Origin of the sequence: Clostridium cavendishii DSM 21758, assembly GCF_900141845.1 — a bacterium.
Taxonomy (GTDB): domain Bacteria; phylum Bacillota; class Clostridia; order Clostridiales; family Clostridiaceae; genus Clostridium_AG; species Clostridium_AG cavendishii.
Genome location: NZ_FQZB01000009.1, coordinates 172,568 through 195,101, shown reverse-complemented (window position 1 = coordinate 195,101; position 22,534 = coordinate 172,568). Strand labels below are relative to the sequence as shown.

Genomic DNA, 22,534 nt, shown 5'->3' with positions numbered 1-22,534 from the left:
TACACACCTTCTTTCATAATATAGGTTTTACAGAAAACAATAATATTATAAGTTAAACATTTATTCAATGCAATAATAAATAAAATTTCAATAAAAATAGTGCGTAATCAGTCTTTTTATTGAAATGTTAATGAATAATAGTAAATTTATTTGTCAATAATATGTGAAAAGAGGTAACATTTGTTACACTACTAAAATTAAAAATTTAAATTTCTTATAACAAATAGAAAAGGAGATATATATGGAAGAGTTGAGGGTTACAAAAAGAGTTAAGGAAGCACGTCATCAAGCTAAAAAATGTAGAAGGAACGGTAATGTTCCAGGAATATTATATGGAAAAGATATTAGAAATTTAATGTTTGAAATAGGAGAATTAGAATTAAATAGTTTAGTTAGTTCTTATGGAGAGCATAGTGTTATAGATTTGAATGTAGATGGAGAAAAGTATAAGACCTTAATGAAGGATGTTCAAAGGGATCCAGTTACAGGAAAGTTTATTCATGTTGATTTAGAAAGTGTAGATGGAACTAAACAAATAATTTCAAATATTCCTATTCATTTTGTAGGAGAAGAACTTGCCGGAAAAAGAGGAGCTATAATTCAAAAAGAAAAAAGTAGCGTAAAGGTAAAATGTACACCAGACAATTTACCAAGATATTTAGATGTGGATATATCTAAAGGGAGAGTTGGATCAACTTATAAACTTTCGGATGTAGAAATCGGAAGTGAAATATCTGTTTTAGATAATTTAGATTCAGTAATAGCGTCAATAAGTTATGAACAAAAAATTGTAGAAGCTGATGATCTGGAAGGGCAAGAGTAGAAATCTAATAAATGCATTGAAAGAGTGTCGACTTATCGACACTTTTTGATTTTAATGTTGAAAATCCAATTTATATAGAATATAATGAGTGGAAGCTTTTATAAATTGCATGGGAAATATATACATTACCATTAAACACTAAAGTTTTCAAAAAATTTACGAATATATAACTTGGAGTAAATACAAGTGTATGATTTGAAATAAATACAAAAAATATATGAGTAGAGGTATAGAAAAAAGGAGAAATTTATATGAGTTTAAAAGAAAAAAAAGAAATAAAGTTATTTAGATGTGAAATAATAGATGAAAATAAAGATTATTACATAGGAAAAGATGTATTTAAAAATAAATACTATATAAAAAAATGTAATCAAAATAAGAAGTATAAAGTAGGTATGGATGATACCTTTTATGCTGAAGTAATGAATGAAGGGATTATATTTAAAAGAACCGTCCTTTATCCAATAACATCAAAAGAATATGAAAAGATATTTGTTAAAGAATCTTATAATGAAATTATAGATAAAGATATATTAAACAAAATAAAACAAATGTAAAAATATAAAGAAATAATCACAATATTTTTATAAATAACAATATTTTTATAAATAACAATATTTTTATAAATAACAATATTAAAATACATATAAAAAGAATTTGTAATATTATTCCTTTTGGTAAAAAAAGTAAAAAATATAATTTCAGACATAAAACTGTTTTAAATTAAGGTAAAATTGTGTATAATAGTTATGTTAATGAAAAAGGAGGATTTCTAATATGAGTTATTTAGAGAAATATAATAAGTGGTTAAAATCAGAAACTATAAATGAAGAAATAAAAAAAGAGTTAAGTACAATTAAGGATAATATAGAAATAGAAGATAGATTTTATAAAGAATTAGAATTTGGAACTGGTGGATTAAGAGGAGTTATAGGTGCTGGAACTAATAGAATGAATATATATACTGTTGGAAAAGCTACTCAAGGGTTTGCAGATTATATAAATAAAACTTATACAGAAGATAAGTCTGTTGCGATAGCATATGATTCAAGAAATATGTCAAAAGAATTTTCTAAAGCTGCTGCATTAACGCTTTGTGCAAATGGAATCAAGGTATATTTATTTGAAAGTTTAAGACCTACACCAATGCTTTCTTTTGCAGTTAGGTATTTAAATTGCAAGGGTGGTATAGTTATGACCGCATCACATAATCCTAAACAATATAATGGATATAAGGTTTATGGTGATGATGGTTGTCAAGTTACTGATAAACCAGCGAAAGAAATAATAGGTTATGTGAATAAGATAGAAGATTATTCAGTTATAAAATCAATAAGTGAAGACGAAGCTCTTGCAAATGGTTTGTTAGAATATATTGGAGAAAAAGTAGATATAGCTTATATAAACGCTGTAAAAGACCTAACTATAAGAAAAGATTTGGTTAAGGCAAATGCAAAAGATCTTAAAGTTATATATACGCCAATACATGGTTCTGGTAATATGCCTGTAAGGAGAGTTTTAAAAGAGCTGGGCTATGAAAATGTTGCAGTGGTAAAAGAACAAGAGATGCCAGATGGTAACTTTCCAACTGCACCTTATCCTAATCCGGAAGAACCTAAAGTTTTTGAATTAGCGTTAGAGCTTGCAAAAAATATACAACCAGATATAATTTTTGGTACTGATCCAGATTGTGATAGAATAGGTGTTGTTGTAAAAAATAATATAGGTGAATATAAAGTATTAACAGGAAATCAAACAGGATTACTATTAACACATTATATTTTAAATTCATTAAAGGATTTAAATAAGTTACCTGAAAAAGCAGCTGTTATTAAAACTATTGTTACTACTGAAGGTGTTAGAAAAATATGTGCAGATTATAATGTTGAACTTTTAGATGTTTTAACTGGTTTTAAATATATAGGTGAAAAGATAAAAGAATTTAATGAAACAAATAGTAATAAGTACTTATTTGGTTTTGAAGAAAGCTATGGATATTTAGCAGGAGAATTTGTAAGAGATAAAGATGCTGTTATTGCAGCTACTCTTATTTCAGAGATGACTCTTTATTATAAGCAAAAAGGAATTACTTTATATGATGCATTAATAAATATTTATGAAGAATATGGTTATTTCAAGGAAATTTTAGTGTCTATAGAGCTTAAAGGAAAAGAAGGTCAAGAAAAAATCTCTAAATGTATAGATAGCTTAAGAAATTCAGATTTGAGTTCTGTAAATGGTATAAATATAGTTACTAAGTTTGATTATAAACTTAGTGAAGAGAAAAATTTAGATCAAGATACAATAAAATCGATACAATTACCTAAGTCAAATGTATTAAAATTTGTTTTAGAAGATGATTCATGGTTTGTTGTAAGACCATCAGGTACAGAACCTAAAATGAAGGTTTATTTAGCTATTAAAGGTAGTAACTTAGAAGATGCTGAAAATAAATTGAATATATTTGAAAATAAAGTAATGGAAATTATAAATGATAAATTAAAGTAGTTAAATATCAGTTGCTATCACTTGTGATAGCAACTGACTTTATGTTAAGCAAAGGAGTGAAAATTATTTTGAATTACAATTCCCAATTTAAGGAAAAGTTATCCAAAATGTTATTTTTAGAGATTGATAAAATTAATTTTCTGAAAAGTATTAATGCTAATGGATATTATGATTTTAAAAATAATGATTTATATATCCCTATAAGTATAGATTATATATCGTCAAATATAAAGGATGAATATAAACTTAAGAACTTACCTATATATTATTTGATTGAAGGAATGTTTTTTGCATTAGGAGCAGATAAAGATTTTAAGTTTAATGAGGATTATAAGTTTTTACTTAATAATATTAAAGATTCTATAGCTTGTGTTAAAAAAATAATATCAGACAAAGTAAAGGAAAATAACTTAGAGGATGCATTTATATTAACAAGAGGCTTAAGTCAAATTATTAAAGAAAAGGATGTTCATCAAAAATTATTGTCTTTGGGTGAGGCAATAAGAAGTTTAGATAATAATTTTATAGATGTACAACAAGAAGAAATTAAAGTTGCTATTGATTTGTTTGAAAATGAAAGTTTTCCGTATTTATATTTAGCTATTTTAAGTGAAGCAATTGGAGAAAATGCAAAAGCTTTTTGGAGTATAAATGAGTACATAAATAATGGTGGAGAAAAAAATGAATTTATAGATGAATTTTATTGTAATTTACAAGATCAAATAAATTATGAAAAAGGTAAGGAATTATTAATAAAATCACCAGAGGAAGCACTTAAAAAGTTATTACCATTAATTGAACGAGAACAGGATAATGCTTTATTGTATTATCATATAGGGGTAGCGTATAGAAAGCTTGGTAATCATGAAAAGGCAATATACTATTTGAATGAAAGTTTAAATTTAGATAGTGCTTATGTGGAGACTGTAAATGAGATTGGGATAAATTATGCTTGTGTAGGTTATTATGAAGAAGCTATAAAATATTTTAGAAAAGCGTTTGAAGTAACAAAAGACATAGAAATATGTACAAATTTAATAATGTGTTATATTAACGTAAATGATGTACAAAATGCCAAGTTACATGTTAAAATAGCAGAAGGAATAAATAAAGATGATGAAGTTCTAATGCAATTAAAAAGAATATTAGAAGGAGAATAAGATGGAGATAAAAGAATATTTTAAAATTTTAAACAAAAGAAAATTAATGGTTATAGCTATAACTCTTAGTTGTGCACTTTTAAGTGCTGTAGTTAGTTACTTTGTTATAAAGCCTGTCTATAAATCAGAAATAAAAGTTGCAATAGATGCTAATACAGCTAGTGATAAAACAGAAAAAAAGCAAGATTATCAAGATGTCATAATGTATCAAAAATTAGTTAAAAGTTATAGTAAGTATGCTACAAGTAGAGTGGTTATTAAAGATGTAATAAAAGAGTTAAATTTAAGTTTAACAGAAGACGAATTAATAAATATGATATCTGTAGCACCAGAAGGAGATACTGAGTTTTTGGCAATATCAGTAAAGTCTAAGGACAAATATGAAGTTTCAAAAATTACAGATCAATTAGCACTTTCATTAAAAAATGTTACTAAAAAAATAAAGAATGCTGATAATGTTCAATTAATAGATGCAGCAACTGTTCCAGCAAAACCAGATAGTCCTAAACCAGCTTTAAATATTGCAATAGCATTTGTTATAGGACTTATGTTATCGGTAGGTTTAGTATTTTTACTTGAATATTTAGATAATACAGTAAAAGATGAAGAGGAATTAAAAAAGATACTTGGATGTTCTGTACTTGGTGTAATTCCGGTATTTGAGGAAAAGTAGGAGGATATATGGATAAAAAAATAACTTCAATCATTAATTCAAAATCAAGAGAAGCTGAAGCGTTTAGAACTTTAAGAACTAACATACAATATTCATCACTAGATGAAGAGATTAAAACACTAGTAGTTACATCCTCAGCGCCATCAGAAGGAAAGAGTACTGTTATTAGTAACCTAGCTGTTTCTATGGCTCAGGCTGGGAAAAAGGTTCTTTTAGTAGATTGTGATTTTAGAAAGCCAACTATTCATAAGAAATTTGCATTATCTAATAATAATGGATTAACAAACATAATAATAGGTGATGCTAAAATAGAAGAGTGTTTAAAAGCAACAGAAACGGAAAGATTATATGTATTAACTTGTGGTACTATCCCGCCTAATCCTTCAGAAATGTTAGGAAGTAAAGCTATGAGAAAATACATAAATGATTTTAAAGAAATTTTTGATCTAATATTAATAGATGCACCACCTGTTCTAGCAGTAACAGATGCTCAACTTTTAGCTGTAAATGTTGATGGTGTAGTGCTAATTAGTAGTTATGGAAAGACAGAAAAGAAAGCAATTATAAAGTCAAAAGAACTTATAGAAAATGTAGGTGGTAAAGTTTTAGGGGTTGTTCTAAATATGGTGCCAACTAAAGCTAATGAATATTATTATAGTAAATATTATGGACACTATGGTAAGTAGGTGATTATAATGGTAGATTTTCATAGCCATATAGTTTTTAATGTGGACGATGGATCTTCTGACATAGCTATGTCTAAGAATATGATTTTAAATGCAATAGATGAGGGCACAAAATGTATTTGTGCATCTTCTCATTATATTCCTATTGAATTTGAGCAATCAAAAGAAGAGTTTTTTGAAAAGGTAGATGATCTTAGACAAATATTCTCTGAAAAGATAGATATAGTTCCAGCTTTAGAGGTTTATTTAACTCCAGATTTGATAGAACTTTACGAAGCAGGTAAGATATGGTGTATAAATGAGAAAAAATATATGTTAATAGAACTTCCGATGAGTGAGTTTCCTATGTATACAGAAGATGTATTTTATGAATTAAGATTAAAGGGAATAACCCCTATAATAGCCCATCCAGAGAGAAATATAAAAATAGCAGAAAATATAAATTTGTTGAAGAATCTCATTGAACAAGGTGTATTAGCACAGATGAATTCAGGGAGTATTTTGGGTTTTTATGGTAAAAGGGTGAAGGAAGTAGCTGAAACATTAATACAGATGAACCTAATACATGTTTTAGGTAGTGATGCACATAATGATGGAAAAAGAAATACTAACATAAAAACTGCTTTTAACAGGATTAATGAAATAAATCCTGATTTATATGAATGGATAATTGAAAATCAATTTTCAATTATAAATGGTGATGATGTAGAAGTGTTACCAATAAAAAAAATTAAAAAGGCTGGTTTTTTAGCTAGAATGTTTAAAAGGTAATTAATTTTTTAATTGCCTTTTAATTTTTAAATGTCTTTATATTAAATCTAAGTACTCTTGGATAAATTTTTAATAATTTGAGGAATTATTATATAATAAGAAAATTTATATAAGATTATTTTTTATTAGTAATATGATGTTTATAATTATTGAATAATTGACTTGATTTTATTATACGTGTAGAATGAATAGTAATAAAATGTAAAGCAATAGAAGTGATTAAGCTTAAGAAAAAGAAAAGAAATTTAAAAGAAGAGGGAAAAAATGTTTATAGAAATTTTAAATTATAAAGTATTTAGGGGAAGTAAAAACCAATGCATTGATTTGATAAGGTCAAGTGAAAAAATAAATATAATTTCAGGTAATCCAGAGATTTTATATAATGGTCTTCAAGATAGTGTTTTATTTAAAAGTTATACAGATAAAACAACTTTAATTATACCAGACGGTATTGGAACAATACTTTCAGCTAAAATATTAAGAACACCAGTAAGTGAAAAAATTGCTGGTATAGAGGTTATGGATGAGCTTATAAAGACAGCAATGTCTAATGGGGAAGGTATATATTTACTTGGTGCAAAACAAGAGACTGTAGTTAAATGTGCAGAAAATTTAAAGTTAAAATATAAAGAACTTAATGTTTTAGGATATCATAACGGTTATTTTGATATAGATAATTGTGAAGAATTAGTAACAGAAATAAAAGGGCTTAAGCCTAAGATGATTTTTGTGGCTATGGGGTGTCCAAGGCAAGAATTGTTTATTTCTAAATATATGGATATGTTGCCATGCAGTATATTTATGGGTGTAGGAGGTAGTTTTGATATTATAGCTGGGAATCTCCAAAGAGCACCTAAATGGATGATTAAATTAGGATTGGAATGGCTATATAGAGTTGTTAAAGAGCCATTTAGAATTAAAAGATTATTTGTGATACCTAAGTTTTTGTTAAAGGTTATTAAAGATAAGAGGAAGAAAAATGAGAAAAATAATTAAAAATTTTTTATCTATTGGCTTTGCTGGTATATTAGGACAACTAATAACATTTTTAGCTATGGCATATTATGCAAGGGTGCTTGGTAAAAGTATTTTTGGATATGTTACATTAGCTCAACAGATGATGCTCTATTTTACTACAATTGTTTTGTTTGGACTTCAGACTTATGGTATGAGAGAAATAGCAAAAAGTAAAGATAAGCTAGAAGAAATATTAGGAGATATTATAATTTTTAGATTAGTAGTAGCAGTATTTTCTTTTCTAGTGTTATTGTTATTAAGTTTTATAATAAAAAAGGGTGTAGATTTTCAAATTGTATTTTTACTATTTGGATTAATGTTATTTCCAACGGCATTAAATATAGATTGGTTTTTTAATGGAATAGAGGTTATGAAGCATAATGCTATATATACCTTAATAAAAAATATAATTCCAGCAATTATAATAGTTTTAGTTATAAATTATAATAGGAATGTATTTATAATTCCTATAGCTACTGTTATAGGGCTTTTTATAGGTTTTATATATCAATATTATATATTAATATATAAAATGAAAATTAAAATATCTATAAACACTAATTTTGAAAAGTTTAAAAAATATTTTTATATAGGAATTCCATTTCTAGCTTCTGCAATACTTAGTATGATTAATAATAACTGCGATAAAATAATTTTGGGTTTTACAGTAAGTGATGCCGAATTAGGCTTATACCAAGCAGCTTATACATTTATAAGTTTTTTTATAAATGTAGAAGGCCTTATATTTACACCTGTATTTCCTTCATTTTCAAAGTATTATTATGGAGAAAAGTTGAGAGAGTTAAATGAAATTTGTGATTTTACAGCTAAAACTATAATAATGGTAGTTATGCCGTTGCTAATAGGTGGCGTTTTATTATCAAGGGAGATAATAGTAAAATTTTATGGTGGAGATTTTGGAGATGCATATAAGCCATTTATAGTTTTATTGGTTTACATATTTATACTTTTTATAAGAGAAATCTATGCTTATGAGTTAAATGCATGGGGATTTGAAAAATATTATCTTAAAATAATATTTATATCATCTATGATGAACTTATTTTTAAATTTATTAATAACACCTAAATATGGATATATGGCAGCTGCGTTTATAACTACTATTACTGAAATAATAAACTTAGTATTCATGAGGATGAAAAGTAGAAGTATAATAAAAACAAAAGAAATGATTTATATGTTTAAGATATTACCATTTTCTATAAGTATGGGGATTTTAGTATTTATAATGAAAAGGTATAATATAAATCTTTTTGTAAATATAGCAATATCGTCTGTGTTCTATTTTGCACTAGTAATAAAATTTAAATACATTGATTTAAACTTCATAAAGAGACTCAGGGAATAGGAGGTTAAATATGAATTACTATATGCAATATTTAAAAACAGCAAATGTAAATTTAGTAAAAGACATGGGGATGATACCTTATAAACTATATGAAAACTATGGTTATAATTCTACTGTGGTAACATTTAAAAATGGAGAATATCCATATCTGAATAAAGAAGTTAAAGGACTAAATATTGAGTTTGTAGAAAATAAGTTTAATTCATATACAATAGATGGAGGACTATATTTGTTAAAAAACTCAAAAAAGATTGACTTTTTGCAAATATTTCATGTAACCTTGAGTTCTTTTGTATATGCTTATATATATAAGCATATACAAAAGAAGGGGAAATTGTATTTGAAATTAGATTCTAGTCACAAATTAGTAGAGAGGATAGATGGTCTAAACGGTTTCGCTAAAAAGATACTTAGATGTTTTTTTAATAAGGTGGATTATATAAGTATAGAGCAGGATCAGTTATATTTTGACTTGTTAGAAAGATTACCTTATATAAAAGAAAAATTTTTTGTTTTAAAAAATGGAGTTGATTTTAAAGCATTACAAGCTATGAAGTTAGATTATAATTATGATGAAAAAAAGAATATAATTTTAAGTGTAGCTAGAATTGGTACAGAAGAAAAAAATACTATGATGCTTATGGAGGCATTTGCAGCAATAAAAGATATAGAAAAAACAGATTGGGAATTACATTTAGTGGGACCTATAGAAGAATCTTTTAGTAAAGAAATAGAAGACTTTTTTACCAGATATAAAAAATTACAAGGAAAAGTTAAATTTCTAGGAAATATAGAAGATAGATATGAGTTGTATAAAAAATATAGGGAAGCTAAAATTTTTTCTTTAACTAGTGAATTTGAAAGCTTTGGTATAGCATTTATAGAGGCGGCAGCATTTGGAGATGTAATAGTATCTACTGATGTTGGAATAGTTAGAGAGCTTATAAAAAATAATAATGGTTCTGTAGTTAATATAGGAGATACTGAAGCTTTAACTAATAAACTTACAGAATATATAAGTAAAGAAAGTTTAAAAGAGGAATCCTTAAATACTTATAAATGTTGTCTAGAAAATTTTAATTGGGATAAAATAGTCAAAGATTTTTATGAAAAAATAAATATTTTTAATAATTAGGAGGTATAATTTTATGTTAAATAAACTTACTATAGAAGGATTTTTGAATGAATTAGCTTCTAGTGCTCCAGTTCCTGGAGGGGGAGGCGCAGCGGCCTTACTTACTTCAATAGCAGCAGCATTAAATGCAATGGTTTATAACTTGACATTAGGTAAAAAGGCATATGAAGATTTATCAGAAGAAAATAAAATAAAACTTGAAGAAAATCTAAAAAAATCTGAAGATATATATAAAGAAGCTTTGAAATATATGGATAAAGATAAAGAAGCGTTTTTAGAACTTATAATGTCATATAAACTTTCTAAGGATAGCGTAGAAAAAGAGAAAATTAGAAAAGAAGCAATACAATGTGCTAGTAAAAAATGCTTAAATACACCACTAGAGCTAGCAAAGATGTCGCTAAAGTTCTATGAAAATATAAAATTTGCTATGATATATGGAAATAAAAATTTAATTTCAGATGCAGGGGTTGCAGCAATAACTTTACATGCAGCTATAGAAAGTTCTCTTTTAAATGTAACTATAAATTTATCATCTATAAAAGATATTAAAGAAAAAGAAATATTAAAGGAAGAAATAGAGAGAATTAGAAAAGTATCTGTTACTAATAAAGAAGAAATTTCAGGGTATATTTATAATTATATTAATTAAGGATAAGGAATGCATTTTATGCATTCCTTATTTTTTTAAATCATTTAAGGATTTTAATTCATAGCCTTGATTTTTCCAAGATTTTAAAATATCATCTAATAGATTTGTATTAGTTTTAGATACTGCATGTAAAAGCATGATACCACCATTATGCGTTTTGCCTAAAATTTTCTCTTTAGCCTCAGAGGGAGAAGGTTGATTGTCTATAAGCCAATCTTTATAAGCAAAACTCCAAAATACACTACTATAACCTAAATCATCTGTATATTTCAAAGATAATTCGCTATATTTTCCCATAGGTGGTCTGAAAAATTTAGGCATATCTAAACCAGTTAAATTTTTATATTCTACTTCTACATCTGTAAATTCTTTATTAAAAGTATTTACATCTTTTATAGTTGCCATTGAAGGATGATGTGAAGTATGATTACAAACCAAATGGCCTTCATTTACCATTCTTTTTATTAAATCAGGGTTTTGTTTTATATAAGGTTTAGTTACAAAAAATGCAGCTGGAACTTTATTTTCCTTTAAAATATCTAAAATTTTAGATGTATTACCATTCTCATAGCCTTCATCAAAAGTTAAGAAAAGTTCCTTTTTTGAAGAATCACCTATATAAAAAACTTTGTGATTTTTTATAAATGGAGTTTCCTTTGGTGGAAGTGGAGAGGAATCTTTTTGAGGTATATAATACCAACTGTATTCCTTGCTACTTAGAGTGTCATTTAAAGTAAAAGAAAAAGCAGGAGTACAAAATAAATTTGTAAATACTAAAAATAAAGATACTATTTTTAATTTCATAAACATCACCTCAAATTTATTATTACCACTAGAGATGGTTTAATTAATAAGTATTGATGGATAGTTAGGAAAGAAAAGCTAAGAAAATATTAGGCGTCTATCTATTTGAAAATAGCTAAGCGGTTGAAATATATTTTAAGCTAGAGTATAATCTTAATGTTATGAGTTTTAATTAAGAAAGGAATGTACATAGATGAAGTTAGGAATAGTTGGGTTACCGAATGTAGGTAAAAGTACTTTATTTAATGCAATTACAAAAGCGGGAGCAGAATCAGCAAACTATCCATTTTGTACTATAGAGCCAAATGTAGGAGTAGTTAGCGTTCCAGATAAGAGATTAGATGTTTTAGAAAAAATGTACAATACAAAAAGAAAAGTTTATACAGCAGTAGAATTTTATGATATTGCAGGACTAGTTAAAGGTGCTAGTAAAGGTGAAGGATTAGGAAATAAATTCTTGTCTCATATAAGAGAAGTTGCAGCAATAGTGCATGTAGTTAGATGTTTTAATGATGAAAATGTTGTTCATGTTGAAGGTTCAGTAGATCCGATAAGGGATATTGAAACTATAAGTTTAGAACTTATATTTTCTGATTTAGAAGTATTAGAAAGAAGAATGGAAAGAACTTTAAAGCTTGTTAGATCAGGAGATAAAAAAGCTAAAAGCGAATATGAATTAATGGAAAGAATGAAAATTCATTTAGAAAATAATAAACCTATAAGAACCTTAGAATGTACTGAAGAAGAAGAAGAATTTATAAAATCTTTATTTTTAATAACTTCAAAGCCTGTTCTATATTGTTGTAATATATCAGAAGATGATATGATGTCTGGTAATTACGATAATGAGTATGTTCAAAAAGTAAAAGCTTTTGCTATAGAAGAGGAATCAGAAGTTATAGTAGTTTGTGCAAAGCTAGAAGAAGAGCTTTCAGGACTTGAAGAAGATGAGAAATTAGAAATGCTTAGTGAATATGGGTTATCTGAATCAGGTTTAGATAAACTTATTCATTCTAGTTATAAATTATTAGGATTAATGAGTTATTTAACAGCTGGAGTACAAGAAGTAAGAGCTTGGACTATAAAAGCAGGGACAAAGGCTCCACAGGCAGCTGGAAAGATACACTCTGATATAGAAAGAGGATTTATAAGAGCTGAAGTTGTTGGTTATGATGATTTAGTAGCTTGTGGTTCTGAATCAGCAGCAAAAGAAAAAGGTCTTTATAGATTAGAAGGAAAAGAATATGTTATGAAAGATGGCGATGTTGTAAACTTTAGGTTTAATGTTTAAGACATGGTGTGTTTAAAAAAGTCTCAATTTATTGGGGCTTTTTTTATTTTAGAAAATATTTATTTATGAGTAAGATTGGTTAATTTTAATAATAAAATATTTAATGTGAATAAAATTTTTATAAAATATGAGAAAAAAGAAGGTATTTAGCAAGTTATATAGAATAATATTACTAGAAAGTGGTGTAAAGTGGTGCAAAGTGGTTGCAAACACCATAGAAAATGGTGTAAATTATAAGAGGTGTATTATATTTTAGAGGTGAATTATGTTTATAGGAGAATATCAACACGGCTTAGATTCTAAAAACAGAATAATAATTCCATCTAAATTCAGAGATGAAATAGGAGACAAGTTTGTAATAACAAAGGGACTAGATGGTTGTCTTTATGTTTACACCATTAATGAATGGAAGGTACTTGAGGGAAAATTGAAGTCATTACCATTAACTAATAAAGATGCTAGAGCTTTTGTGAGATTTTTTTTCTCAGGAGCTAGTGAAATAGAGCTTGATAAACAAGGTAGAGGATTAATTCCTCAGAATTTGATTGAATATGCAGGAATTGAAAAGGAAATAGTAAGTATAGGCGTATTGACTAGAATAGAAATTTGGAGTAAGGCTAAGTGGCAAGAATATAATGAATCAAACATAGATTTTGATTCAATTGCAGAAAAAATGAGTGACTTAGGGATATAAGGAGTATTAGTATGGAATTTAAACATGTATCTGTATTACTTGATGAATGTATAGAGAATCTTAATATAAAGCCAGATGGCATATATGTGGATTGTACTTTAGGAGGTGCGGGACATTCTAGTGAAATAGTAAAAAGATTAAACGAAAAGGGTAGATTAATAGGGATAGACCAAGATAAAGATGCTTTAAAGGCCGCTGGAGAAAGATTAAAAGAATTTAAAAATGTAACTCTCGTACATAGTAATTTTCATGATATAAAAAATGTTCTTGAAAGTTTGGATATAGGAGAAGTCGATGGGATACTAATGGATTTAGGAGTATCATCCTATCAATTAGATACAGGAGACAGAGGGTTTAGTTATATGCAGGATGCTCCTTTAGATATGAGAATGAATAGGGAGATAGAGTTTTCAGCTTATGATATAGTAAATAACTATAGTGAAGAAGAAATTACAAGAGTTATAAAAGAATTTGGTGAAGAGAAATTTGCGAAAAGGATTTCAAAATTCATTTTAAATGCTAGAGAAACGAAGAATATAGAGACTACGTTAGAATTAGTAGACATAATAAAGGCTGCGATACCAGCAAAGGCTAGAAGAGAAGGTCCACATCCAGCAAAAAGAACTTTTCAGGCTATAAGAATAGAAGTTAATAAAGAACTAGATATTATAAATAAAACTATAATTGATGGGGTTTCAAAATTAAGTAAGGGTGGAAGAATGGCTATAATAACATTCCATTCTTTAGAGGATAGAATAGTTAAAAATTCTTATAGAGATTTGGAAAATCCATGTACATGTCCAAAGGAATTTCCGATATGTGTGTGTGGAAAAACAAAAAGCGTTAAAGTTTTAACTAGAAAACCTATAGAACCATCAAAAGAAGAGTTAGAGATAAATCCAAGAAGTAGAAGTGCTAAATTAAGAGTTTTAGAAAAAATTTAAAATTAAAGAATATTAGGATGAGGAAGTGAATAAATTGGTATTAAAGGATTATGATTATGTTAAGGGCAACACAGCATTACAACCTAAGAAAAAAGAGACTAATCACGAGGTTGACAAACAATATGAAAAGTTAAAAAAATCTAAGTTAGAGAGAAAAAATAGGCTTAAAAATCAAAGAAGAAAAACTAGAGCAGAGATATTGCAGATAGGAGCATTAATATTTGTCTTAGGTATGATTGCTATATGGAGAGATACTAATGTGTATTCAATGAGAAATAATCTTTCTAATACTAATAAGCAAATAAGTGAAGTGTCAAGTGATAATGAAGCTTTACGTGTTGAAATTCTAAAGGCCTCATCTTTAGGAAATGTTAAGAAGACATCAGAGAATGACTTAAATATGGTAATACCAACAAAGGAAAATATAGTTAAAGTAGATTTAACTAAAGATAATTTTAAAAAACAAGAAAATAAACCTGTAAAAGTTACGAATAACAAAAGTTTCATAATGAATATAAAGGATGCACTTTTAAAATAGGGTGCATCCCTAAATGTTTTTTAGGTTCCCATAGCAATGCCGATGGAGGGGTAATTGGTGAAAGAACGGATTTATAGAGATAAATCTACTATTAAAAGAAGAATGTATATTGTTATTTGTTGTCTCATAATCACCTTGTTTATACTAACTTTAAGATTATCATATATAATGATATTTAAAAGCACAGAATATGCTAAAATGGCAGCTGATCAGTGGACAAGTGAAGTAAAAATAGATGCTAGAAGAGGGAGAATCCTAGATCGAAATAATAAAGAATTAGCAGTTAGCGCTAATGTTTATAGAATAGACTTTGATTTAAATGCCATAAGATCATATTGTCAAAAAAACAATACCAATACAGATGAAATAGCTAATAAGATTTCTAAAGCAGTTGGAATTGATAAACCAGAAGTGCTTAAAAAATTAGAATTTAAGTTGCCATCAGGAGCTAATGCGGGGGCAGCTACACTTGTAAGAAGAATAGAAAAAGAAGATGCCGATAAAGTAAAAGAATTAAAAATTAATGGAGTATTGATATCGCCTGATACAAAAAGGTATTATCCTAATAATAACTTTTTAGCGCAAGTACTTGGTACCACCAATTCTGATGGTAAGGGACTTGGTGGGGTAGAATATGTTTATGATAAGGCTCTTTCAGGAACACCAGGACTTAGATTGACTGAAATAGATAGAAGAAGTGAAGAATTACCATATACGATATCAAGGTTTACAAGGCCAGTAGATGGAAAAGATGTTACTTTGACTGTAGATGAAAAAATACAAGGATTTGCTGAAAAAGCGGCTGAGATTGCTTTGAACGATAATAAGGCAAAAGCGGTTTCTGTTATAGTTATGAATCCTAAAACTGGTGAAGTATTAGCTATGGCAAATAAGCCAGATTTTAATCCTAATAAACCATATGAGGGAGCAGAAAATTTTGAAGGTTCTACGGCAAAAGATAAAATACAAAAAATGTGGAGAAACAGATGCGTTTCCGATACTTTTGAGCCAGGATCTATATTTAAGGTAATAACCTCTATAGGAGCGATGGAAGAAGGTATTGGAGGTGGTTCTGAGAAATATAATTGTGGTGGAAGTATAAAGGTTTTAAATAGAACAATTAAATGTTGGAAAAGAACAGGGCATGGAACTCAGCCTTTTCCAGATATAATTAAAAATTCATGTAATGTAGGTTTTGTAGAGCTTGGAAAAGCTATGGGTAAAGAAAAATTGAATGCGTATATTAAAAAATTTGGACTTGGAAAAGTTTCAGGTGTAGACTTGCCTGGAGAAGCAAAAGGAATTGTAAAGAAAACAGAAAATATAACCGATGTAGATTTAGCAACAATAGCATTTGGACAAACTAATACTGTTAATCCTGTTCAGTTTATGACTGCTTTTAATGCTATAGCTAATGGAGGTACGCTTATACAACCTCATGTAATGAAGGATATATCTCATGCAGATGATAATGGTAAAAGAATTTTAGATTATGCATTTAATCCTAAAACTGAAAGGGTAGTAAGTGAGGAAAAAACTAGGTTGTTAAGAACTTATCTAGAAAGAGTTGTTACTGAAGGATCAGCTAAAAGAACATTTATAGATGGATATCATATAGCTGGTAAAACAGGAACTGCTCAGAAAGTTATAAATGGAGTTTATGCTCCAGGAAAGTATATTTCATCTTTCATGGGAATGGCTCCTTGTGATGATCCAAAGGTTACAGTTATGGTATCTATAGACGAACCAAGCAATGGAGAATATTATGCAGGTCTTGTAACAACACCAGCAGCTAAAATATTATTTACAGATATTTTTAATTATTTAGATCCAGATAGCGTTAAGGATGAAGTAAATAAATCATTAGGAAATGATGTATTAATACCTGAAGTTAGAGGCAAGAATGTTAATGAAGTCAAGAAGATATTAAAAGACCTTAAACTAAATTTTGAAATTCAGGGTGAGGGCGAATATATAAATGATATTACGCCAAAACCAGGATGCACAGTTAAAGAAGGGGCTAAGATAAATCTTTACACAGGGGCTACAGCGACCTATAATAAAGAGGTAGTTGTGCCAGATGTTATAGGTTATACAAAAGAGGGCGCTATAAAAATATTTAATAAGCTTGGCATAAAAGCTAGCTTTGAAGGTGAAGGTTTAATTGAGGAAATGAGTTCAGAGCCAAATGAAGTTATTTCTAAGGATACTGAAGTTAAATGTAAGTTAGATACAGATTTGGATGATTAAAATTTTAAGCACAAGCATGTGGATTTTTCCGCATGCTAGTGTTTTGTTAGTAATTTACTAAAGTTTTGTAGCATATGATTTAAGGAGTGATTGACATGATATTAAAAAATTTACTTAAAGGTATAGACTTTGAAGTGATAAAAGGCAACTCTGAAATAGAAATTAATAATATTTGCTATGATAATAGAAAAGTTTCTAGTGGAGATGTTTTTGTTTGCATAAAAGGTTTTGTATCAGATGGGCATAAATATATAGATGGAGCTATAAAAAATGGAGCAACATCTATAATAGTGGAAGAGTTAGTAGAAATAGATGCAGAAGTTAACGTAATAAAGGTTAAAGATAGTAGAAAAGCTTTAGCTATTATGGGAGCTAATTATTATAATAATCCAGCTAATAAGCTTAATATAATAGGAATTACAGGAACCAATGGTAAAACGACAACAGCATTTATGATAAAGAGTATTTTGGAACAAGCTGGTCATAAAGTTGGATTAATAGGCACTATTGCAAATTATATAGGTAATAAACCTATAAAAACTGAAAGGACTACACCAGAATCCTTGGAGCTTCAAAAATTGTTTTATGATATGGTAAATGAGGAAGTTAAATATTGTGTTATGGAAGTATCGTCTCACTCTTTGGAGCTTGATAGAGTATATGGAGTTCAATTTGAGTCAGCTATATTTACAAATCTTACAAGAGATCATTTGGATTTCCATAAGACATTTGAAAATTATTATAAGGCTAAATTTAAATTATTTGAGAGGACTTGTACTAAGATTATAAATATAGATGATGAGTATGGAATTAGGGTTTTAAATGATTTAAAACAGCAAAAAGCAAGTGATATATATACAATAGCAACTAATAAAATTTCGGATTTTACAGCAAAAGAGATTAAAACTACTGAAAAAGGGTCAGAATTTAAAATAGTTTTAAATAATGTGCAGAGTGAATTTAAAGTAAATATACCAGGGTTATATAATGTTTATAATTCTTTAGGTGCTATAATAAGTTGTTATAAAATGGGGATATCTATTGAAGCTATAAAAAGTGGTTTGGAAAGATCTATTGTTCCAGGGAGATGTGAAAGGGTAGCTACAGATTTGAACCTTCCATACGAAATAATTATTGATTATGCACATAGTCCTGATGGGTTAGAGAATATAATAAATACAGTAAGAGCTTGTACTAAAAATAGAGTTATAACTGTATTTGGTTGTGGAGGAGATAGAGATACAGTTAAAAGACCTATTATGGGGAAAATAGCAAGTGATTTATCAGACATAGCTATAGTTACATCAGATAACCCAAGGAGTGAAGAACCTATTGCTATAATAAATGATATTTTAAAAGGCATTGAAAAGAAAAATTGTGAAGTTATAGAAAATAGATATATGGCTATAGAACATGCCTTAGATATAGCTAAAAATGGTGATGTTATTTTAATTGCAGGTAAGGGTCATGAAACTTATCAAATACTAAATACAGGTACTATACATTTTGATGAAAGAGAAGTTGTGTACGAAATTTTAAATAAATAGAGGTGAAAGTTATATGCTAGAATTGACTTTTAAAGAAATTGTTGAAGCAGTTAAAGGTGAAGTAATAAGAAAAGGAAATAGTGAAAAGTTTTTAAGAGTATCAACAGATACTAGAAAAATAGAAAAAGGTAGTGTGTTTATAGCTCTTAAAGGTGAAAACTTCAACGGAAATACGTATATAAATGAAGCATCAGAAAAAGGTGCGATAGTAGCTATAATAGACGAAAAACTTTATGATGAGAAAACTTTAAATGATGAAATAAATATAATCTTGGTTAATAATACTAGAGAAGCTTTATTAGATCTTGCAAAATATTATAGAAATAAACTTGATATTAAAGTAGTAGGAATTACTGGATCTACAGGAAAAACTTCAACCAAGGATTTAATAGCAGCAGTATTAAGTGAAGATTATAAAGTTTTTAAGACTAAGGGAAACTTCAACAATGAGATAGGTATGCCACTTATGATATTGGAATTAGATTCTAGCTATGATATAGCTGTGCTTGAAATGGGGATGAGTAACCTTTTAGAGATACACAATCTTGCTAGAGTAGCAACTCCAGATATAGCAGCAATTACTAATATTGGCATATCTCATATAGAGAATTTGAAGACTAAAGATAATATTTTAAAGGCGAAACTAGAAATAGTTGATTACTTTGAAAAAAATAATCTATTAGTTTTGAATGGTGATGATGATATGTTAGCTAAGGTTACGACAGATTCATATAGAATAATAAAAACAGGAATAAGTGAAGAAAATAATATATTTGCAAGTGAAATAAATTTATTTGAAAATAGTTCTAAATTTAAAATAAATGATGAGAATGATGTTGTGAATTTTGATTTGAATTTACCAGGGAAACATAATATTCAAAATTTACTATTAGCAATTGCTATAGCAAAAGAACTTAAAGTAAGTTATGAAAATATGCAAAAAGGTCTTTTGAATTTAGAGGCTACATCTATGAGATTAGATATTATAAAGTTAAAGGATTTTACTTTAATAAATGATTGCTATAACTCAAGTCCAGCTTCAGTAAAATCATCTATAGATGTTCAAAAAGCTCTTAATGGTAAAAGAAATATAGCAATAATAGGAACTATGAAAGAGTTAGGACATGAATCAGAAAATGCACATAGAGAAATTGGTGAATATGCAAAGATTAATGGAATTGATAAAATGTTATTGGTTGGAGAGTTCACTAAGTTTGCCAAAATTGGATTTGGTGAAGAGGCTAAGGTTTACGAATCTAAAAAAGAACTTATAAAAGATTTAAAATCTTTTATAAAAAAAGGAGATGTTATTTTAATAAAGGCATCTAGAAGCATGAAATTTGAAGAGATTACAAAAGAATTAGAAAAATTTAATTTATAATTTGGAGGTGAAGGCTACTTAAATGAAATTTAGTAGCGATATAATATGGATAAAATAGTGAATTTAATAAATCCAACAATGATAATAGCAGTAGTAGTAAGTTTTTTAATAGCTACAGCAATAGGGCCAGCACTTATACCAATGCTTAGAAGATTAAAGTTTGGACAAAATATTAGAGAAGATGGACCTAAAAGTCATTTGAAGAAGGCTGGAACTCCTACTATAGGAGGAGTGATATTTATAGTAGCTACAATGCTTACAATGTTAATAATGGTAAGAGATTTTTCAGATAAATCAATGGTAGCATTATATGCATTTATAGCATTTGGATTTATAGGATTTTTAGATGATATACTTAAGATAATACATAAAAATAATCTGGGTCTAAGGGCATGGCAAAAAATGGTGTTATTACTTATAGTCTCAACAATATTGGCTATTTATGCTAAAAATACATTAGGAACTCAAATAAAAATACCATTTTCTTCTGATACTTCATATTTATTTGATGTAGGTGCTTTTTATATACCATGCGTTATATTTTATTTTGCGGCAACTACAAATGCTGTAAATTTAACAGATGGATTAGATGGATTAGCAACATCAGTAACTGTTTTAGTAATGACATTTTTAGCTATAGTAAGTTTTAGAGCAGGAGAATATACGTTAGCAACTTTCTGTGTTGCATTATCAGGCGCATTACTTGGATTCTTAAGATTTAATGCTTTTCCAGCGAAAGTATTTATGGGAGATACAGGATCATTAGCATTAGGGGGAGCGGTAGGAGCTGTAGCATTACTTTTAAAAATGCCTATTTTAGTGGCAATAATAGGTTTGATTTATGTTATAGAAGCTTTATCAGTTATAATTCAAGTTACTTCATTTAAACTTACAGGTAAAAGAGTATTTAAAATGGCTCCGATACATCATCATTTTGAACAGTTAGGATGGAGTGAAGTAAAAATAGTATCAATATTTTCAGTTATTACAGTTTTACTATGTTTTATCGGTTTTATGTCTATTTAGTAATTATATGGAGGGTAGGGAATGAAAAAAGTAAAGCCTAAAATGGGGCAAATAGATTATGGCATATTTTATACTGTATTTTTACTTTTAGCTATTGGAGTTGTTATGGTTTATAGTGCTAGTTCTTACTGGGCTATGTTTATGGAACATGATAATATGGCGTATTTAAAAAAACAATTCGTTTATGCGATAATAGGTCTTGGAGCTATGTTTTTTATGATGAGGTATGATTATCATAAAATTAGAAAATGGACGAACACATTATTGCTTATATGTATACCGCTTCTGATTGCTACTTTCTTTTTTAAGGATGCAAAAGGTGCAACTAGATGGATAAGACTAGGACCACTTAGTTTTCAACCTTCAGATCTTGTAAAATATGTTGTAGTTTTATTTTTAGCTAGCAGTCTCTCTAGAAATGGCGAGAAAGTTAAAGACTTTTGGAAGGGAATTGTACCCTATCTTTGCATATCTGGTTTTTATGCAGGTATAATACTATTAGAAAAGAATCTAAGTATAGCCACAATTATAATGATAGTTACAATGATAATGCTTTTTGTAGCAGGAGGGAAAAAATTTCATTTATTTGGAATTGTAACACCAGCGCTTATAGCAGCAGCATCATTTTTTACATTAAGCACTCCTTATAGAAGAGCTAGACTTTTAAACTTTATAGATCCTTGGAAGACAGCAGATAAGGAAGGGTATCAATTGGTGCAATCATTTTATGCATTAGGTGCTGGTGGAATAACAGGACTTGGAATAGGGAAGTCAAGACAAAAAACGTTGTATATGCCAGAGCCTCATAATGACTTTATTTTTTCAATAATAGGAGAAGAGTTGGGTCTTGTTGGTTGTGTATTAATTATAATTTTGTTTATAATTTTTATATTTAGAGGTATAAGAGTGGCTATGAATGCTAAAGATGAATTTGGAACACTACTTGCTATAGGTATTACTTCAGTAATAGCAGTTCAAGTAATTATAAATGTAGCCGTTGTAACAGGGTCAATGCCGGTTACAGGAGTTCCACTTCCGTTTATAAGTTATGGTGGGTCAGCTTTGGTTATGAATATGATGGCTGTTGGAGTGCTTCTTAATATATCAAGGCAAACTAACAAAAAAGAATTTTAAAGGCGTATAAACGCCTTTTTTTAAGTGTATGAGAAGTTATAAAATTTGTTATAGCGATAAAGTTGATTTTAATATTTTAAGTTATAATTAATAATATATACGTTGTAATTTTACATTTACATTTATATTTA

At 28.1% G+C, this 22,534-nt stretch carries 21 protein-coding genes; 20 read left to right on the top strand and 1 reads right to left on the bottom strand.

Annotated features, from left to right (window positions below; all coding sequences use genetic code 11):
• Positions 1-241: 241 nt before the first annotated feature.
• From BUB01_RS11155 to BUB01_RS11105, 11 genes are all read left to right on the top strand, one after another.
• Entirely contained in the window at positions 242-823 is a 582-nt protein-coding gene (locus tag BUB01_RS11155) for a 50S ribosomal protein L25 (RefSeq protein WP_072987388.1), read from the top strand.
• A gap of 251 nt (positions 824-1,074) precedes the next feature.
• Complete coding sequence (locus tag BUB01_RS11150; protein WP_072987385.1) at positions 1,075-1,380, top strand: hypothetical protein; 306 nt, start codon at positions 1,075-1,077, stop codon at positions 1,378-1,380.
• 220 nt (positions 1,381-1,600) lie between these two features.
• Positions 1,601-3,331 (top strand): phospho-sugar mutase, encoded by a 1,731-nt coding sequence (locus BUB01_RS11145; protein WP_072987382.1) that lies wholly within the window; start codon positions 1,601-1,603, stop codon positions 3,329-3,331.
• 68 nt (positions 3,332-3,399) lie between these two features.
• Entirely contained in the window at positions 3,400-4,491 is a 1,092-nt protein-coding gene (locus tag BUB01_RS11140; RefSeq protein WP_072987379.1) for a tetratricopeptide repeat protein, read from the top strand.
• Between the two features lies 1 nt (position 4,492).
• Positions 4,493-5,164 carry a YveK family protein gene (locus tag BUB01_RS11135; protein WP_072987376.1) on the top strand — a complete coding sequence of 224 codons (672 nt, stop codon included), beginning with the start codon at positions 4,493-4,495 and terminating at the stop codon, positions 5,162-5,164.
• 8 nt (positions 5,165-5,172) lie between these two features.
• Positions 5,173-5,850, top strand: a complete 678-nt coding sequence (locus BUB01_RS11130; protein WP_072987374.1) for a CpsD/CapB family tyrosine-protein kinase — start codon at positions 5,173-5,175, stop codon at positions 5,848-5,850.
• A 9-nt stretch (positions 5,851-5,859) separates the two neighbouring features.
• Complete coding sequence (locus BUB01_RS11125) at positions 5,860-6,621, top strand: tyrosine-protein phosphatase (RefSeq protein WP_072987372.1); 762 nt, start codon at positions 5,860-5,862, stop codon at positions 6,619-6,621.
• A 264-nt stretch (positions 6,622-6,885) separates the two neighbouring features.
• Positions 6,886-7,617, top strand: coding sequence for a WecB/TagA/CpsF family glycosyltransferase (locus tag BUB01_RS11120; protein ID WP_072987370.1), 732 nt, complete (start codon positions 6,886-6,888; stop codon positions 7,615-7,617).
• The gene (locus tag BUB01_RS11115; protein ID WP_072987368.1) at positions 7,601-9,007 is read left to right on the top strand and encodes a flippase; all 1,407 of its coding nucleotides are present in this window, start codon (positions 7,601-7,603) and stop codon (positions 9,005-9,007) included. Before BUB01_RS11120 ends, BUB01_RS11115 begins: the two co-directional genes overlap by 17 nt.
• A gap of 10 nt (positions 9,008-9,017) precedes the next feature.
• Positions 9,018-10,142 (top strand): glycosyltransferase family 4 protein, encoded by a 1,125-nt coding sequence (locus tag BUB01_RS11110; protein WP_072987366.1) that lies wholly within the window; start codon positions 9,018-9,020, stop codon positions 10,140-10,142.
• Positions 10,143-10,155: 13 nt separating this feature from the next.
• Positions 10,156-10,794: a cyclodeaminase/cyclohydrolase family protein gene (locus tag BUB01_RS11105; RefSeq protein ID WP_072987364.1), complete on the top strand. Its 639-nt coding sequence runs from the start codon at positions 10,156-10,158 to the stop codon at positions 10,792-10,794.
• A gap of 27 nt (positions 10,795-10,821) precedes the next feature.
• Here BUB01_RS11105 and pdaA read toward each other — a convergent pair whose 3' ends face one another.
• Complete coding sequence (gene pdaA / locus BUB01_RS11100) at positions 10,822-11,598, bottom strand: delta-lactam-biosynthetic de-N-acetylase (RefSeq protein ID WP_072987362.1); 777 nt, start codon at positions 11,596-11,598, stop codon at positions 10,822-10,824.
• 193 nt (positions 11,599-11,791) lie between these two features.
• On the opposite strand from pdaA, the gene ychF reads away from it, so the two are divergent.
• The 9 genes from ychF to spoVE all read left to right on the top strand — a co-directional run bounded on the left by ychF (position 11,792) and on the right by spoVE (position 22,403).
• Positions 11,792-12,889 (top strand): redox-regulated ATPase YchF, encoded by a 1,098-nt coding sequence (gene ychF, locus BUB01_RS11095; protein ID WP_072987359.1) that lies wholly within the window; start codon positions 11,792-11,794, stop codon positions 12,887-12,889.
• Between the two features lie 265 nt (positions 12,890-13,154).
• Entirely contained in the window at positions 13,155-13,583 is a 429-nt protein-coding gene (gene mraZ, locus BUB01_RS11090; protein ID WP_072987356.1) for a division/cell wall cluster transcriptional repressor MraZ, read from the top strand.
• An 11-nt stretch (positions 13,584-13,594) separates the two neighbouring features.
• Positions 13,595-14,527, top strand: coding sequence for a 16S rRNA (cytosine(1402)-N(4))-methyltransferase RsmH (rsmH, locus tag BUB01_RS11085; RefSeq protein WP_072987353.1), 933 nt, complete (start codon positions 13,595-13,597; stop codon positions 14,525-14,527).
• Between the two features lie 25 nt (positions 14,528-14,552).
• Positions 14,553-15,065, top strand: a complete 513-nt coding sequence (locus BUB01_RS11080; protein ID WP_143152486.1) for a cell division protein FtsL — start codon at positions 14,553-14,555, stop codon at positions 15,063-15,065.
• Positions 15,066-15,122: 57 nt separating this feature from the next.
• The gene (locus tag BUB01_RS11075; RefSeq protein ID WP_072987347.1) at positions 15,123-17,315 is read left to right on the top strand and encodes a stage V sporulation protein D; all 2,193 of its coding nucleotides are present in this window, start codon (positions 15,123-15,125) and stop codon (positions 17,313-17,315) included.
• Between the two features lie 95 nt (positions 17,316-17,410).
• Positions 17,411-18,862, top strand: coding sequence for a UDP-N-acetylmuramoyl-L-alanyl-D-glutamate--2,6-diaminopimelate ligase (locus BUB01_RS11070; RefSeq protein WP_072987345.1), 1,452 nt, complete (start codon positions 17,411-17,413; stop codon positions 18,860-18,862).
• A gap of 13 nt (positions 18,863-18,875) precedes the next feature.
• On the top strand, positions 18,876-20,243 hold the full coding sequence (locus BUB01_RS11065; RefSeq protein ID WP_072987342.1) for a UDP-N-acetylmuramoyl-tripeptide--D-alanyl-D-alanine ligase: 1,368 nt from the start codon (positions 18,876-18,878) through the stop codon (positions 20,241-20,243).
• A 45-nt stretch (positions 20,244-20,288) separates the two neighbouring features.
• Positions 20,289-21,269 (top strand): phospho-N-acetylmuramoyl-pentapeptide-transferase, encoded by a 981-nt coding sequence (mraY, locus tag BUB01_RS11060; RefSeq protein WP_072987338.1) that lies wholly within the window; start codon positions 20,289-20,291, stop codon positions 21,267-21,269.
• A 21-nt stretch (positions 21,270-21,290) separates the two neighbouring features.
• Complete coding sequence (gene spoVE, locus BUB01_RS11055) at positions 21,291-22,403, top strand: stage V sporulation protein E (protein WP_072987335.1); 1,113 nt, start codon at positions 21,291-21,293, stop codon at positions 22,401-22,403.
• Positions 22,404-22,534 lie beyond the last annotated feature (131 nt).